This is a genomic window from Agromyces sp. NPDC057679, from assembly GCF_042799635.1.
In the GTDB taxonomy this organism is placed as follows: domain Bacteria; phylum Actinomycetota; class Actinomycetes; order Actinomycetales; family Microbacteriaceae; genus Agromyces.
On record NZ_JBHVIK010000005.1, the window covers coordinates 51,997 to 67,353 of the forward strand.

Here is a 15,357-nt window from a genome sequence, read left to right on the forward strand (position 1 = left end):
TCATGGCACACCTCCTCGGCGCTGAGCGCCTGCATCTCGAGTTCCCGACGCGCACCGTCTTCGACGAGGTGACCCTCGGCATCGACGAGGGCGACCGCGTCGGCGTGGTCGGCCGCAACGGCGACGGCAAGTCGACCCTCATGAAGCTCCTCGCCGGGCGCCTCGAACCCGACGGCGGGAGGGTCACGCAGCGTCGTGGCATCCGCATCGGCATGCTCGACCAGGCCGACGTCGTCGACCCGGGGGTCACGGTCGCCGAGGCCGTCGTCGGCGGCATCGACGAGCACGTCTGGGCGGGCGACGCGAAGGTGCGCGACGTCATCGGCGGGCTGCTCGCGGATGTCCCGTGGCAGGCGCAGGTCGGCAGCCTTTCGGGCGGCCAGCGCCGACGGGTGGGCCTCGCGGCGCTGCTCATCGGCGACTGGGACGTGCTCTTCCTCGACGAGCCGACGAACCACCTCGACGTCGAGGGCATCGCCTGGCTCGCGGGCCACCTGAAGGGGCGCTGGGCGCAGGGGCAGGGCGCGCTCGTCGTCGTGACCCACGACCGGTGGTTCCTCGACGAGGTGTGCACCGCGACATGGGAGGTGCACGACGGCATCGTCGAGCCCTTCGAGGGCGGGTACGCGGCCTACGTGCTGCAGCGCGTCGAGCGCGACCGCATGGCCGCGGCCAGCGAGGCGAAGCGGCAGAACCTCATGCGCAAGGAGCTGGCGTGGCTGCGGCGCGGCGCGCCCGCGCGCACCTCGAAGCCGAAGTTCCGCATCGAGGCGGCGAATCAGCTCATCGAGGACGAGCCGCCCGTGCGCAATGCCGTCGAGCTCTCGCAGCTCGCCGTGTCGCGGCTCGGCAAGGACGTCGTCGACCTCCTCGACGTGAGCGTCGAGTACCCGTCGGCCGAGTCGGCCACGGGCTCGAGGACCGTGCTGCACGAACTCGAGTGGCGCATCGCCCCGGGGGAGCGCACCGGCATCCTCGGGGTGAACGGCGCGGGCAAGTCGACGCTGCTGGGGCTCGTCACGGGCGCGGTCGAGCCGACCTCCGGCCGGGTGAAGCGCGGCAAGACGGTGCGCATCGCGACCCTCAGCCAGGAGCTCGCCGAGCTCGCCGAGTGGGCCGACGAGCGGGTGTCCGCCGTCGTCGCCGAGCAGCGGGCGAGCTACACGGTCGGCGCCGGCTCGAAGGCCGTCGAGCTCACCCCCGGGCAGCTGCTCGAGCGGCTCGGCTTCACGAGCGCGCAGCTGTCGACGCCGGTGAAGAACCTCTCGGGCGGCCAGAAGCGCCGCCTCCAGCTCCTGCTCATCCTGCTGCAGGAGCCGAACGTGCTCATCCTCGACGAGCCGACCAACGACCTCGACACCGACATGCTCGCCGCGATCGAGGACCTCCTCGACTCCTGGCCGGGCACCCTCCTCGTGGTCTCGCACGACCGCTACCTCATCGAGCGCGTCACCGACCGGCAGCTCGCGATCATCGACGGGCACCTGCGCGACCTCCCGCGCGGCATCGAGCAGTACCTCGAGCTGCGGGCGGGCGTGGATGCGGCGCGGCTGGCCGGTGCGGCGGCGCCGGGCGGCCCGTCGGGCGGCCCGGGCGTGCTCGCTCCCGCCGGCGGTGCGGCGCCCGTCTCCGGCACGGCCGCGGCGCCGGCGCTCTCGGGCGCCGAGCGCCGCAACGCCGAGAAGGAGCTCGCCTCGATCGACCGCCGGCTCGAGAAGCTGCAGGCCGAGATCGCCGTGCACCACGAGAAGCTCGCCCGTCACGACCAGTCCGACTACGTCGGGCTCGGCGCGCTCGGCGACGAACTGCGCGCGCTCGAGGCATCCGTCGCCGACCTCGAGACCCGCTGGCTCGAAGTATCTGAGAATCTCGAGGGTTGACGTCGCAGAAGCTGTGACCGTTTGTGACCAGGTGGTCAACACGGCGAAGAACCTTCGCCTAGCGTAGAGATGCGCCCGCGATCGCGGCATCGAAGCCCCCACTGAAATCAACGGTGGCGGAGCCATGCCTGCTCCACGCCCATCCGCACCCAGACCGCGGCGCCCGAAGCGAAAGGGAACCCATGTCACACCGCACCACGAAGCTCATCGCCGCACTCGCGGCCGCGCCCCTGCTGTTCGGGCTCGCGGCCTGCGCGACCCCCGCGGCCGGCGGCGAGGGCGACTCCGCAAGCGACGTCGTGAAGATCGGCGTCGTCGGCAAGGGCGACCCGCAGTGGGAGGCGTTCGAGGAGGCCGCGGCCGACGAGGGCATCACCATCGAGATCGTCGACTTCGGCGACTACGCGCAGCCGAACCCGGCGACGACCGAGGGCGAGCTCGACCTCAACCAGTTCCAGCACATCGTCTACCTCGCCGACTACAACGTGTCGGCCGGTGAAGACCTCACGGCGATCGGCTCGACCGCGATCTACCCGCTCGGCCTCTACTCGACCAAGTACGAGTCGGCCGACGACATCAAGGACGGCGAGACCGTCGCCGTGCCGAACGACCCGTCGAACCAGGCGCGCGCGCTGCTCGTGCTGCAGTCGGCCGGCCTCATCGAGCTGAAGAGCGGCGGCACGATCTTCTCCGACCTCGCCGACGTCGACGAGAGCGCCTCGCGCGTCAAGGTCACCGCCCTCGAGGCCTCGCTCACGCCGACCTCGCTGCCCGACGTGGCCGCCGCGGTCATCAACAACGACTTCGTCGCCGACGCCGGCCTCACCTTCGAGGACGCCATCGCGCAGGACGACCCGAGCGACCCCAACGCGCTGCCCTACGTGAACATCTTCGCCACCCGCGCGGAGGACAAGGACAACGCGACCTACAAGAAGCTCGTCGAGATCTTCCAGACCGACCCCGAGGTGCAGGCCGGCCTCGTCGAGGCCTCGGGCGGCACCGGCGTGCCGGTCGTGACGCCCGTCGCCGACCTCGCCGAGTCGCTCGCCAAGGTCGAGGCCGACACCAAGGCCGCCAAGGGCTGACGCCCGTTCCATCCGTACCGCCGCGCGGGCGGTGGCGACCCACCCGGTCCCACCGCCCGATGCGCGTTTCCAGAGGACCACGAGTCCGGAGGAGAAGCACCATGGCGCTCGTCGCGCTGAAGAACGTCACGAAGACCTACCCGGCACCCGAGAAGGGCGGCCGCGAGGTCGTCGCCGTCGACGACGTCACGCTCGACATCGAGCCCGGCGACGTCTACGGCATCATCGGCTACTCGGGCGCCGGCAAGTCGACCCTCGTGCGGCTCGTCAACGCGCTCGAGCCGGCCAGCTCGGGTTCGATCTCGTTCGACGGCCGCGAGCTCACGGGCCTTCCCGAGCGCGAACTCCGCAAGATCCGCCTCGGCATCGGCATGATCTTCCAGCAGTTCAACCTCTTCACCTCGAAGACGGTGCAGGGCAACATCGCCTACCCGCTGAAGGTGGCGGGCTGGTCGAAGGCCGAGATCGCGCCCCGCGTGGCCGAACTGCTCGAGTTCGTCGGGCTCTCCGACAAGGCGAAGTCCTACCCCGAGCAGCTCTCGGGCGGGCAGAAGCAGCGCGTCGGCATCGCCCGCGCGCTCGCGACCTCGCCGCGGCTCCTCCTCGCCGACGAGGCGACGAGCGCGCTCGACCCCGAGACGACGCAGGAGGTGCTCGAGCTCCTCAAGCGGGTGAATCGCGAGTTCGGCGTCACGATCATCGTCATCACGCACGAGATGGACGTCATCCAGTCGATCGCGACGAAGGTCGCCGTCATGGACGGCGGCCGGGTGATCGAGGACGGCGACGTGTTCGACGTCTTCTCGACCCCGCAGAACTCCTCCTCCCAGCGCTTCGTCGCGACCGTCGTGAAGGGCGTGCCGTCGCCCGCCGAGCTCGCCGTGCTGCGCGAGCGCCACGACGGGCGCATCGTCACGATCTCCTTCCGCGACGGCGACGCCTCGCAGGCGCAGGTCTTCCTCGAGCTCGCCCAGGCCGGGCTCGACTTCGAGCTCGTCTACGGCGGCATCAACGACATCCAGGGCCGGGCGTTCGGTCACCTGACTCTGGCGATCAGGGGTGAGGATGCCGCGACCGACGCCGCACTCGCCTCGATCGCCGCGCGCGTGGAAGTGACGGAGGCCGCCTGATGGATCGCCTGTTCGAACTCGGCTCGGAGTTCTGGGTCGCCGCGTACGAGACGCTGTACATGGTCGCGCTCACGCTGCTCATCGGCGGCGCGATCGGCCTCCTGCTCGGCGTGGTGCTCTACAGCACCCGCCCCGGCAGCCTGCTGCCGAACCGGGCGGTGTTCAACGTGCTCAACGTCGTCATCAACTTCTTCCGCCCGATCCCGTTCATCATCTTCCTCGCGGCGGTGCAGCCCCTCGCCCGGTACGTGATCGGCGTCGGCATCGGCAACGACGCGTTGGTCTTCTCGCTCTCGATCGCCGCCTCCTTCGCGATCTCGCGCATCGTCGAGCAGAACCTCATCACGGTCTCGCCGGGCGCGATCGAGGCCGCCCGCGCCATGGGCGCGGGCCCCGTCCGCATCCTCCGCACGGTGGTCATCCCCGAGGCGCTCGGCCCCCTGATCCTCGGCTACACCTTCATCGTCGTCGCGATCGTCGACATGACGGCGATGGCCGGCTTCATCGGCGGCGGCGGGCTCGGCAACTTCGCGCTCGTCTACGGCTACCGGCAGTTCGAGCCGGCGATCACCTGGGCGGCGCTGCTGCTCATCGTGATCTTCGTGCAGGCGCTGCAGTTCCTCGGCAACTGGCTGGCCCGCAAGGTGCTGCGTCGCTGACCGGCCGCCGCGGGAAGGCCCGGCGCCGTGCCTCGCTCAGAGCGCGTCGAACCCGAGGCTGAGCTTTCGCAGCAGCCCTGCGAGGCGCTTCTGCTCGGCCGCGGGCAGGCGTGCGAGCAGCTCGGCCTCGGCGTCGACGAGCCGGGTGATCGCCGCGTCGACCCGGGTGAGCCCGGCCGGGCTCATCTCCACGAGGATGCCGCGGCCGTCGTTCGGGTCGGTCTGGCGACTGACGAGCCCGCGTTCGACGAGCCGGTCGATGCGGTTCGTCATGGTGCCGCTCGACACGAGCGTCTGCTGCAGCAGCGCCTTGGGGGAGAGCCGGTACGGGGTGCCCGCGCGGCGCAGCGCCGAGAGCACGTCGAACTCGCTCGCCTCGAGCTCGGAGCGGGCGAAGGCCTGCCGCCTCGCCCGGTCGAGGTGCTTCGCGAGCCGCGCGACGCGCGACAGCACCTGCAACGGGGAGAAGTCGAGGTCGGGGCGCTCGCGCTCCCAGTCGTCGACGATCCGGTCGACCTCGTCGGCATCGCTCATCCCGCCATTATCGCGCGCCGTTTGCGGCATGGCAGACTTGAGGGCGCGTGCGCCGGCGAGCCGCCTCGCGCATTCCGCCATGGTGTAACGGCAGCACGACAGCCTTTGGAGCTGTGAGGCCCAGGTTCGAATCCTGGTGGCGGAGCCCGAACTCTCCGTCGCCTCCGACACCGCCGCAACCACAGGAAGCCGCATGACCGACCAGAACCTCGCGATCATCGTCCTCGCCGCCGGCCAGGGCACCCGAATGAAGTCCTCCCTGCCGAAGATGCTCCACCCCCTCGCGGGGGCGCCGATCGTCGGCCACGTGCTCGCCACGGCGCGCGCCCTCGACGCCGCGCACGTGCTCGCCGTGGTGCGCCACGAGCGCGAGCGCGTCGCCTCGGCCATCGAGGACGGATTCCCCGGCACCGTGCTGGTGGACCAGGACGAGATCGACGGCACCGGCCGCGCAGTCGAGCTCGCCATCGCCGCGCTGCCCGAGGGATTTGACGGCGACGTGCTCGTCCTGAACGGCGACGTGCCGCTCCTCGACGCCGACACCCTCGCCGAGTTCCTCGGACGCCACCGCGACACCGGCTCGGCCGCCTCCGTGCTCTCGGCCGTCTACGACGACCCGAGCGGCTACGGGCGCATCGTGCGCAGCGACGCCGGCGCCTTCGACCGCATCGTCGAGCAGAAGGACGCCACGCCCGAGGAGCGGGCGATCGGCGAGATCAACGCCGGCATCTACGCCTTCGGCGCGTCGGCGCTCCGAGACCAGCTCGCGAACCTCACGACCGAGAACGCCCAGGGCGAGAAGTACCTGACCGACGTGATCGGGCTCCTGCGCGCGGCGGGCTCCGAGGTCGAGGCCGTGCCGGTGGCCGAGCCCTGGCTCGTCGCCGGCATCAACGACCGGGCCCAGCTCTCCGAGGCGGCCGCGCGGCTCAACGCGCTCATCGTGCGCGGCTGGCAGCTCGCCGGGGTCACGATCGAAGACCCGACGACCACGTGGATCGACCTCGCGGTGAAGATCGAGCCCGACGTGACCATCCGCCCCGGCACGCAGCTGAAGGGCGCGACGGTCATCGCGACCGGTGCGGTCGTCGGCCCCGACACCACCCTCGTCGACTGCGAGGTCGGCGAGAACGCCGAGGTGCGCCGCACCGACGGCACGCTCGCCGTCATCGGCGCCGGCGCGACGGTCGGCCCGTTCTCGTTCCTCCGGCCCGGCACGGTGCTCGGCGCCGACGGCAAGATCGGCGCCTTCGTCGAGTCGAAGAACACGCGGATCGGCGAGGGCAGCAAGGTGCCGCACCTCTCGTACGTCGGCGATGCCACCATCGGGCGCGGGGTGAACCTCGGCGCGGGCACCATCACCGCGAACTACGACGACGTCAACAAGCACCGCACCGAGATCGCCGATCAGGTCCACACGAGTTCGCACACCGTGCTCGTCGCGCCCGTTAGGCTTGGTGCCGGAGCGAAGACCGGCGCCGGTGCGATCGTCCGGAAGGACGTTCCTGCCGGGGCACTGGCCCTCAGCGTCGCCCCTCAGCGCAACATCGAGGGGTGGGTCGAAGAGCATCGACCCGGTACGGAGGCGGCACGTGTCGCCGCCGAGGCGCGGTCCGGCGAACGAGGCAAGTGAGCAGAAGGCGAACCATGGGGCGCAAGAAGAAGGTCGTCGATCTCGACCTGGAGAACAACATCGCACCCGGCCTGCAGGCCAAGACCAAGAAGCGTCTCGTGGTCGTCACGGGTCGCAGCGACCCGGCGCTCGCCGGGCAGGTCGCCGCGGTCCTCGGCACCGAGCTCGCGCCGACCGAGCACCGCACCTTCGCGAGCGGTGAGATCTACACCCGGTTCGAGGTCTCGGTGCGCGGCTGCGACGTGTTCGTCGTGCAGTCGTTCGGCCCGCCCGTCAACGAGTGGCTCATGGAGCTGCTCATCATGCTCGACGCGCTCAAGCGCGCCTCGGCGAAGCGCGTCACCGTCGTCGCCCCCTACTTCCCGTACTCCCGGCAGGACAAGAAGGGCCGCGGTCGCGAGCCCATCTCGGCCCGCCTCGTCGCCGACCTCCTGAAGACCGCCGGCGCCGACCGCATCATGAGCGTCGACCTCCACGCCGCGCAGATCCAGGGCTTCTTCGACGGCCCCGTCGACCACCTCTTCGCGAAGCCGGTGCTGCTGCGCCACTTCCAGGAGAGCCTGTCGGCCGACGACCGTGCGAAGCTCACGGTCGTCTCGCCCGACATGGGCCGCGTGCGCGTCGCCGACACCTGGGCCGACGACCTCGGCGCGCCGCTCGCGATCATCCACAAGCGCCGCGACCCGAAGGTGGCGAACCAGGTCACCGTGCACGAGATCGTCGGCAACGTCGCGGGCCGCGTGTGCCTGCTCGTCGACGACATGATCGACACGGGCGGCACGATCGTGAAGGCCGCGCAGGCCCTCAAGGAGAACGGCGCCGAGAAGGTCATCGTCGCCGCGACCCACCCGATCTTCAGCGACCCGGCGGCCGAGCGGCTCCAGGACCCGTCGATCGACCAGGTCGTCGTGACCGACACGATCCCGCTGCCGCCGGAGAAGCTGTGGGACGGGCTCACGGTCCTCCCGATCGCGCCGCTGCTCGGTCGCGCGATCCGCGAGGTCTTCGAGGACGGCTCGGTGACGAGCATGTTCAACGGCGAGGCGTAGGCCCGGCTGATGGCGATCACGACGCCCCGTCCCTGGCTCGCGAGCTATGCGGCGGGAGTCCCCGACGACATCGACGAGCCCGAGGGCTCGCTCTACGACCTCATCCGCGGCTCGGTCGAGCAGTACCCCGACAACGTCGCACTCGAGTTCTTCGAGCGCACGATGAGCTACCGCGAGCTCGGCGAGCAGATCGAGCGCGCCGCCGAGGGGCTGCGCCTGCTCGGCGTGCAGAAGGGCGACCCGGTCGCACTCGTGCTGCCGAACTGCCCGCAGCACATCGTCGCGTTCTACGCGGTGCTGCGGCTCGGCGCGATCGTCGTCGAGCACAACCCGCTGTACACGCCCCGCGAGCTCCGCCACCAGTTCGAGGACCACGGCGCCCGCGTCGTGATCGCCTGGGACAAGGTCGTCGAGACGATCCAGGCGTTCCCCTCCGACGTGCAGGTCGCGCACCTCGTCTCGGTCGACGTGACCCGGGCGATGCCGTTCCTGACGCGTGCGCTGCTCCGCCTGCCGGTCGCGAAGGCGCGCGAGTCGCGGGCCGCGCTCACGACGAAGGTGCGCGGCACCGTGCGCTGGGAGGAGCTCACCTCCTCGGCGCCGATCGACCCGCACATCATCGCGCCGACGGTCGCCGACGTGGCGCTCATCCAGTACACGAGCGGCACCACGGGCAGCCCGAAGGGCGCGACGCTGACGCACGCGAACCTGCTCGTGAACGCGGCGCAGTCCCGGGCGTGGGTGCCCGACGTGCCGCGCGGCACCGCGGTCGTGTACGCGGTGCTGCCGATGTTCCACGCCTACGGGCTGACGCTCTGCCTCACCTTCGCGATGAGCATGGGCGCACGCCTCGTGCTGTTCCCGAAGTTCGACCCCGAGCTCGTGCTGAAGGTCGTGAAGAAGCATCCCGCGACCTTCCTGCCTGCGGTGCCGCCGATCTACGACCGCCTCACGAAGGCCGCGGCCGCCGAGGGCGTCTCGCTCCAGGGCATCCAGATCGCCATCTCGGGGGCGATGCCCCTCTCGGCCGAGGTCGTCGAGCCCTGGGAGGCCGCCACCGGCGGGTACCTCGTCGAGGGCTACGGCCTCAGCGAGTGCTCGCCCGTGCTCATGGCGAACCCCGTCGCACCGAACCGCAAGGCGGGCACCGTCGGCCTCCCGCTGCCGTCGACCGAGTGCCGGGTCGTCGACCCCGAGCAGCCGTCGAACGACGTCGCTCCCGGCGCCGAGGGCGAGCTGATCGTGCGCGGGCCGCAGGTGTTCTCGGGCTACTGGCAGAAGCCTGAAGAGACCGAGGCCGTCTTCGTGGCCGACCCCGAAGGCGGGGCGCCCTGGTTCCGCACGGGCGACATCGTCTCGATCGACGACGAGGGCTTCGTGCGCATCGTCGACCGCATCAAGGAGCTGATCATCACGGGCGGCTTCAACGTCGCGCCGAGCGAGGTCGAAGAGGCGCTGCGTGCGCACCCCGACGTCGAGGACGCGGCCGTCGTGGGCCTTCCCGACGAGCACTCCGGCGAAGAGGTCGTCGCGGTCGTCGTGCTCGCCGAGGGGGCGCAGTTCGACGAGAAGTCCATCCGCGACTTCGTGCGCGACGGACTGACGCCGTACAAGGTGCCCAAGCGCATCCTGCCGGCCGACGACCTGCCGCGATCGCTCATCGGCAAGGTCCTGCGCCGCGAGGTGCGCAACGGCCTGCTGAACGGCTGAGCGGGGGCGGCGACGTGTCGTTCCTCTCCGCCGAGACCGCGCGGGCGCTCGCCGAGCTCGTCGCGCTCGACGCGCTCGACGGGGCGGCCGGGCCCGACGGCGAGGATGCCTCGCCGCTCGAGCGGCTCGGCGGCATCCGTTCGCTCGTGGCCGCCCTCGAAGCCGACCCGGCCGTGCTCGCCGCCGTGCGCGAGGCGGTCGCCGCCGGGATCGGCTGGGACGAGATCGCCGAGGCCGCGGGCCTCAGCGCCTCGGCGGCGAAGTACCGCTGGGCCGGCGACGACGAGACGATCTCGGCACGCCAGGAGGCGAGCCGCAAGCGCAAGCGCGAGCGCCCCTCGAGCGTGCCGACCGAACTGCCGGGGCTCTCGGTCGCCGAGGCCGCGGCGAGGTACGGCGTCACCGCGCAGGCGATCTACCAGCGGGTCACCCGCGGCATCCTGCGCGCCGAGACCGTCGAGCTCCCCGACGGGCGCAAGTACAAGCGGGTGTTCCCCGACGAGCCCGACGCCGGGTGAACCGCGGCGCGCCGGTGCCTCACGCGATCGGCTCGAGGAACTCGAGCCGATTGCCGTGGCAGTCCTCGCTGTAGAAGCGGCGCATCCCCGGGAACCCGTCGTCGAAGTGCACGGGGTAGCCCGCGTCGCGGAGACGGCCGGCGCACGCGTCGAGCCCCGCGACCAGGAGGCCCGGATGCGCCTTCTTCGCCGGGGCGAACTCCGGTTCGACGCCGAGGTGCAGCTCGATGCCGTGGCCGCGGAACCAGCAGCCGCCGCGCGCCGCGAGCGCCGGCGGCTTCTCGAGCTCCGCGAATCCGAGCACTCCGGCGTAGAAGTCGCGGAGCGCGGCCTCGCTGCCGGGCGGGCAGGCGAGTTGGACGTGATGCAGCATGCCGAGCCTCCGAACTCTCTCGATATCAAGATAGTTCGAGGGAGCGGTCTCCGTCGAGTCCCGTCGACGACGCCCCGAACGGGGATGCTGGCCCCGAGGCCCGCGTGGTGCTAGGTTGCGGCTCAAGGGCCGAGCGGCCCGATGGATGTCGGGGCACGGACGCCTGGATCGCACCGACCACGACGCGGACACGGGGAGTGCCATGTCGACGTCGATCACCAAGCTGCTTCGTCATCCGGCAGCGAACGCGCAGTCGCTCGAGTCGGCTGCGCTGCTCATCGGCGCCGCGGTGTTCGTGGTCGCGGCACCGCTGTCGTTGCTGATCTACTGGGGGCGCGAGCTGCCGATCTCGGGCGACGGATCGCTCGGGCAGATGATCGGCATCACCTCGGCCGTCGTCGCCCTCGTCGTCTTCGTGGTCGGCCGCCGTGTGGTGGCCACCCGCAGCTCCGCGGAGACGCCGCTCGCGCCGGACGGGGCGGTCGTGCCGCCGCACGGTCGGTTGCGGTGGTACGACATCGCCGCCCTCGCCGTCGCGCACGCGGTCATCGCGCTGCTCGGCTGGATCGGGCTCGCGGCCGTGCTCAGCCTGAGCTTCGTCGACGCGGTCGTCTTCGCGGTGCCCGCGGCGGCGCTGACCGCGGTCGCGACGGCGATCACGGCGTACGCCGTGTTCCTCTCCTCGGTGCACCTCAGCCCGATGGTGCTGTCGCTCGTGCTCGCGGTGTTCCTCGTGGTCGGCGCGCTCGCGAGCATGCTCAGCGCCTCCGATCCGCACTGGTGGCAGAAGAACCTGAGCTCGCTCGGCATGACCGACGACATCTCGGCGCTCGCGTTCAACCTCACGCTCATCATCGCCGGCGTCCTCGTGACCACGATCGCCCACTACGCCGTATCGGGGGTGCCGGCGTCGACCCCTGAGGAGGCGAAGGGCCGGAGGACCGTCGCGGTGTTCCTCGCCGTGATCGGAGTGCTGCTCGCCTGCGTCGGCGTGTTCCCGGTCGACGAGTTCCTGATGGCGCACAACGTCGCGGCGACCGGCATGGCGATCGTCTACACCGTGCTCGTGCTCTCGCTCCGCCGGTTCATCCCGACGACGCCGCGCGTGTTCCTGCTGCTCGGGTACGTCTACATCGGCGTGATCGTCGTGATGGCGGCCTTCTTCATCTCGGGCTACTACAACCTCACGGCCGTCGAACTCGTCGTCGCGGTGCTCGTGTTCAGCTGGGTGATCGTCTTCCTGCGCAATCCCGGTGAGCCCGTGGCGCCGGCTGCGGTCGCTGACGGGCCGGGCGACCTGGGTGCGGCCGGCAACGACCACGTCGTCGACGGCGCGCCCGGCACCGGATCGCCGGTGCCGAGATGATCGGCCGATCCGACCGCTCGGGCTAGGCGGGCAGTTCCTCGGGGTCGACCGGGCGCGGCGCGCTCGGCAGGAGGCCGAGGTTCGCGAGCGGGGTCGCGACCCCGCCCGCCGACACCGCGGAGCACATCCAGCCGGGACCGCCGTCGGCGAAGAGGTCGAGCGCGACGCGCGAGCCGACCGCGTCGGCGTCGTACCGGTCGACGTAGACGGCGCACGCGCGTGCGGCGGCCGACTGCGCCTGACCGGCGACCGAGAGCACGAGCGGCAGCACGAGGGCGGCCAGCGCGACGAGCACGGTGATGCGGAGCACCCGTCGGCGACGCTCGCCGTACACCGGCCGGTCGTCGTCGTGCCGGGCGTCGTCGTGGTCGGGGCGCTCGTCGGTCATCGCTGCGGCTCGCTGATGAGGACCGACGCGATGCCGGCTGCCGCCGCGGCGACCGTCGCCGCCGCGACCGCCATGATGAGGAGCGGGTGCGGGGCGTAGACGCCCGCCTCGAGCTGGCGGCGGCGCACGGTGCCGACGGCCGCGACCGCGGAGGCGGCTGCGACCAGCACGACGCCCGCGGCGATCAGCCATGCCTCGCCGTGGAGGAGGCCGGTGCGGAGGGCGAGCAAGGCGTTCACGGCGACGACGAGCGCGGTGCGCGTCCACGACAGGGCGGTGCGTTCGGGCTGGAGGCCCGGGTCGCGGGCGATCGGCAGGCTCATGGCAGGGCCAGGAACACCGTGAGCACGACCGCCGTCACGAGGCACACCGCGGCGAGCACGGGCAGTGCCCAGCTGAACGCGAGTCGGCGGCCGTGGCGCATCGCGATCTCGTTGCTGCGCCAGCGCAGGTACGACAGGAGCGCGAGGGCGGCCGCCGCGAGCCCGAGCCCGACCGCGAGGATCGTCACCATGACGCGCGGGCCGATCGCTGCCGCGAACTCGTGCAGCAGCACACCGCCGGCGATCAGCGCGAGCGCTGTGCGGATCCAGGCGAGGAAGGTTCGCTCGTTCGCCAGGGTGAAGCGGTAGTCGGGGTCGTCGCCCTCGCTCCGCCATTTCGGCTCGACCATCGGCACCTCCTCCGTGAGCCTAACGGGCGCGGGCCCGGTGCGGCGCTCGGCCGCACCGGGCCCGGCACGTGGTGTCACCCGTCCGGCGAAGCGGACGGATGGGGATCAGTGCGACGAGGGCGTCGTCTCGATCTCGCTGCGGTCGCCCGACCACAGGGTGTGGAACACGCCCGCCTTGTCGACGCGCTTGTAGGTGTGCGCGCCGAAGAAGTCGCGCTGGCCCTGCACGAGGGCGGCGGGCAGGCGCGGTGCGCGCAGGCCGTCGTAGTACGCGAGCGACGAGCTGAACGCCGGCGTCGGGATGCCCGACTGCGCCGCCGCGACGACCACGCGGCGCCAGGCCGCCTGGGCGCCGGTGACCGCGTCGCGGAAGTACGGCGCGACGACGAGGGCCACGAGCTCGGGGTCCTCGGCGTAGGCGTCGGCGATGCGGTTGAGGAAGCGGGCGCGGATGATGCATCCGGCTCGCCAGATCTTCGCGATGTCGCCCTTCTTGACGTCCCAGCCGAACTGCTCGGCGCCCGCGATGATCTCGTCGAAACCCTGCGAGTAGGCGATGATCTTCGAGGCGTAGAGCGCCTGGCGGACGTCCTCGATGAAGGCGTCGGCGTCGGCGACGGCGAACTCGCCGTCGGGGCCCGGCAGGGTCGCGGATGCCTCGCGCTGGGCGCGCTTCGACGACAGGCTGCGGGCGAACACGGCTTCGGCGATGCCCGAGACGGGCACGCCGAGGTCGAGGGCGTTCTGCACCGTCCATGCGCCGGTGCCCTTGGCGCCGGCCTCGTCGAGGATGACGTCGACGAGCGGGAGGCCGGTCGAGGCATCCACCTGGCGGAGCACCTCGGCGGTGATCTCGATGAGGTAGCTCTCGAGCTCGCCGGTGTTCCACTCGGCGAAGATCTCGGCGATCTCGGCCGGGCTCTTGCCGGTGCCCTGGCGGATGAGGTCGTAGGCCTCGGCGATGAGCTGCATGTCGGCGTACTCGATGCCGTTGTGCACCATCTTGACGAAGTGGCCGGCGCCGTCGGTGCCGACGTGGGTCACGCAGGGCTCGCCCTCGGCGACCGCGGCGATCGAGGCGAGGATCGGGCCGAGGGTCTCGTACGACTCGGCCGAGCCGCCGGGCATGATCGACGGGCCGTTGAGCGCGCCCTCCTCGCCGCCCGAGATGCCGGTGCCGACGAAGTGGATGCCGGTGGGCGAGATCTCGCCCTCGCGGCGGATCGTGTCGTGGAAGTTCGCGTTGCCGCCGTCGACGATGATGTCGCCCGGCTCGAAGCGGCTCGCCAGCTCGGAGATGACGGCGTCGGTGCCGCGGCCCGCCTGCACCATGATGATCGCGGTGCGGGGCTTCTGGAGCGAGGCGACGAAGTCGTCGTACGACTCGCTCGCGACGAACCCGGCCTCGGGGTGGTCCTCGACGAGGGTGCGGGTGCGCTCGGGGGAGCGGTTGAACACGGCGACGGTGTTGCCTTCGCGGCTCGCCAGGTTGCGGGCGAGGTTCGAGCCCATGACCGCGAGGCCGACGACGCCGATGTTTGCTGAAGGGGTGACAGGCACGTAGCTCTCCTCGAAGAAAGGGTGGGGTCGATCCCAGCGTACTGTGAGCGGGCCTCACGGTTGCACGGTGTTGCGGTGAGCCGGTGCGCATCGATCGCCGGGCCGGCCGGTCTGCGGTAGCTTCGAGTCGCGATCCCGTCGTGCGGCCGCGCACGCCGAGGGGTCGCCGTCGGAGCCGGCGAGGAGCCCGAGGAGGATGCCGTGTCAGAGGTGCTGCGCACCCCGCTCGTCGTGATGGGCGTCTCCGGTTCGGGCAAGTCGACCGTCGGCGCCGCGCTCGCCGCGGCCTTCGACGTGCCGTTCGTCGACGGCGACGACCTGCACCCGCCCGCCAACAAGCGCAAGATGGCCGAGGGGCGTCCGCTCGACGACGACGATCGGGCGCCGTGGCTCGAGCGCATCGCCGTGCGCATCGGCGCCGAGCTCGACGCGGGGATCCCGATCGTCGTCGCGTGCTCGGCGCTCCGGCGGCGCTATCGCGAGCAGCTCGTGGCGCATGCCCCCAGCACCGTGTTCGTGCACCTCGCCGGCCACGCCGAGCTCATCGCCCAGCGCCAGCGGGACCGCGCGCACGAGTTCATGCCGGCGAGCCTGCTCGCCTCGCAGCTCGAGGCGCTCGAACCGCTCGGCGACGACGAGCGCGGCATCGTGGTCGACGTGCGCCGGAGCCCCGCCGAACTCGTCGAGGACGTGCGCGCCGCGCTGGGCCTGCCGGGCCGCGCCTGAGTGCCAGGGCCGCTCGAATCGGCAGGACGGCCGCCTTCGGGTAGAATGGGCGATTGGACTTCGGCGAGGGACG

16 protein-coding genes and 1 tRNA gene are annotated in these 15,357 nt (G+C 71.5%); 11 read left to right on the forward strand and 6 right to left on the reverse strand.

Annotated elements, in window-relative coordinates; all coding sequences use genetic code 11:
- The first annotated feature begins 2 nt into the window (after positions 1-2).
- The 4 genes from ACFVAJ_RS19700 to ACFVAJ_RS19715 all read left to right on the forward strand — a co-directional run bounded on the left by ACFVAJ_RS19700 (position 3) and on the right by ACFVAJ_RS19715 (position 4,754).
- The gene (locus ACFVAJ_RS19700; RefSeq protein ID WP_376947189.1) at positions 3-1,880 is read left to right on the forward strand and encodes an ABC-F family ATP-binding cassette domain-containing protein; all 1,878 of its coding nucleotides are present in this window, start codon (positions 3-5) and stop codon (positions 1,878-1,880) included.
- Between the two features lie 182 nt (positions 1,881-2,062).
- On the forward strand, positions 2,063-2,965 hold the full coding sequence (locus ACFVAJ_RS19705; RefSeq protein ID WP_376947191.1) for a MetQ/NlpA family ABC transporter substrate-binding protein: 903 nt from the start codon (positions 2,063-2,065) through the stop codon (positions 2,963-2,965).
- Between the two features lie 101 nt (positions 2,966-3,066).
- Positions 3,067-4,095, forward strand: coding sequence for a methionine ABC transporter ATP-binding protein (locus ACFVAJ_RS19710; RefSeq protein ID WP_376947193.1), 1,029 nt, complete (start codon positions 3,067-3,069; stop codon positions 4,093-4,095).
- A complete protein-coding gene (locus ACFVAJ_RS19715) occupies positions 4,095-4,754 on the forward strand; it encodes a methionine ABC transporter permease (RefSeq protein ID WP_376947195.1) in 660 nt (219 codons plus the stop codon). The genes ACFVAJ_RS19710 and ACFVAJ_RS19715 overlap by 1 nt, the downstream gene beginning before the upstream one ends.
- Before the next feature lie 36 nt (positions 4,755-4,790).
- Here the strand turns inward: ACFVAJ_RS19715 and ACFVAJ_RS19720 are convergent, their stop codons facing one another.
- Positions 4,791-5,288 carry a MarR family winged helix-turn-helix transcriptional regulator gene (locus ACFVAJ_RS19720; protein ID WP_376947197.1) on the reverse strand — a complete coding sequence of 166 codons (498 nt, stop codon included), beginning with the start codon at positions 5,286-5,288 and terminating at the stop codon, positions 4,791-4,793.
- A 73-nt stretch (positions 5,289-5,361) separates the two neighbouring features.
- On the opposite strand from ACFVAJ_RS19720, the gene ACFVAJ_RS19725 reads away from it, so the two are divergent.
- The 5 genes from ACFVAJ_RS19725 to ACFVAJ_RS19745 all read left to right on the forward strand — a co-directional run bounded on the left by ACFVAJ_RS19725 (position 5,362) and on the right by ACFVAJ_RS19745 (position 10,198).
- Positions 5,362-5,433: transfer RNA gene (locus tag ACFVAJ_RS19725), tRNA-Gln, on the forward strand.
- 48 nt (positions 5,434-5,481) lie between these two features.
- Entirely contained in the window at positions 5,482-6,921 is a 1,440-nt protein-coding gene (glmU, locus tag ACFVAJ_RS19730; RefSeq protein WP_376947199.1) for a bifunctional UDP-N-acetylglucosamine diphosphorylase/glucosamine-1-phosphate N-acetyltransferase GlmU, read from the forward strand.
- 14 nt (positions 6,922-6,935) lie between these two features.
- Positions 6,936-7,970: a ribose-phosphate diphosphokinase gene (locus ACFVAJ_RS19735; protein ID WP_376947201.1), complete on the forward strand. Its 1,035-nt coding sequence runs from the start codon at positions 6,936-6,938 to the stop codon at positions 7,968-7,970.
- A 9-nt stretch (positions 7,971-7,979) separates the two neighbouring features.
- Positions 7,980-9,680, forward strand: coding sequence for a long-chain-fatty-acid--CoA ligase (locus ACFVAJ_RS19740; protein WP_376947203.1), 1,701 nt, complete (start codon positions 7,980-7,982; stop codon positions 9,678-9,680).
- 14 nt (positions 9,681-9,694) lie between these two features.
- Entirely contained in the window at positions 9,695-10,198 is a 504-nt protein-coding gene (locus ACFVAJ_RS19745; protein ID WP_376947205.1) for a hypothetical protein, read from the forward strand.
- Positions 10,199-10,217: 19 nt separating this feature from the next.
- Here ACFVAJ_RS19745 and ACFVAJ_RS19750 read toward each other — a convergent pair whose 3' ends face one another.
- Positions 10,218-10,571 (reverse strand): VOC family protein, encoded by a 354-nt coding sequence (locus ACFVAJ_RS19750; RefSeq protein ID WP_376947207.1) that lies wholly within the window; start codon positions 10,569-10,571, stop codon positions 10,218-10,220.
- A gap of 202 nt (positions 10,572-10,773) precedes the next feature.
- Between ACFVAJ_RS19750 and ACFVAJ_RS19755 the strand changes: the two genes are divergently transcribed.
- Positions 10,774-11,937: a DUF998 domain-containing protein gene (locus ACFVAJ_RS19755; RefSeq protein ID WP_376947209.1), complete on the forward strand. Its 1,164-nt coding sequence runs from the start codon at positions 10,774-10,776 to the stop codon at positions 11,935-11,937.
- A 22-nt stretch (positions 11,938-11,959) separates the two neighbouring features.
- Here ACFVAJ_RS19755 and ACFVAJ_RS19760 read toward each other — a convergent pair whose 3' ends face one another.
- The 4 genes from ACFVAJ_RS19760 to gndA all read right to left on the reverse strand — a co-directional run bounded on the left by ACFVAJ_RS19760 (position 11,960) and on the right by gndA (position 14,558).
- Positions 11,960-12,325: a hypothetical protein gene (locus tag ACFVAJ_RS19760; RefSeq protein ID WP_376947211.1), complete on the reverse strand. Its 366-nt coding sequence runs from the start codon at positions 12,323-12,325 to the stop codon at positions 11,960-11,962.
- On the reverse strand, positions 12,322-12,648 hold the full coding sequence (locus ACFVAJ_RS19765; protein WP_376947213.1) for a DUF202 domain-containing protein: 327 nt from the start codon (positions 12,646-12,648) through the stop codon (positions 12,322-12,324). Before ACFVAJ_RS19765 ends, ACFVAJ_RS19760 begins: the two co-directional genes overlap by 4 nt.
- Positions 12,645-12,998 carry a YidH family protein gene (locus tag ACFVAJ_RS19770; RefSeq protein ID WP_376947215.1) on the reverse strand — a complete coding sequence of 118 codons (354 nt, stop codon included), beginning with the start codon at positions 12,996-12,998 and terminating at the stop codon, positions 12,645-12,647. The genes ACFVAJ_RS19765 and ACFVAJ_RS19770 overlap by 4 nt, the downstream gene beginning before the upstream one ends.
- A gap of 105 nt (positions 12,999-13,103) precedes the next feature.
- Positions 13,104-14,558: an NADP-dependent phosphogluconate dehydrogenase gene (gndA, locus tag ACFVAJ_RS19775; protein ID WP_376947217.1), complete on the reverse strand. Its 1,455-nt coding sequence runs from the start codon at positions 14,556-14,558 to the stop codon at positions 13,104-13,106.
- A 201-nt stretch (positions 14,559-14,759) separates the two neighbouring features.
- On the opposite strand from gndA, the gene ACFVAJ_RS19780 reads away from it, so the two are divergent.
- Positions 14,760-15,284, forward strand: coding sequence for a gluconokinase (locus ACFVAJ_RS19780; protein WP_376947219.1), 525 nt, complete (start codon positions 14,760-14,762; stop codon positions 15,282-15,284).
- Positions 15,285-15,357: the final 73 nt, after the last annotated feature.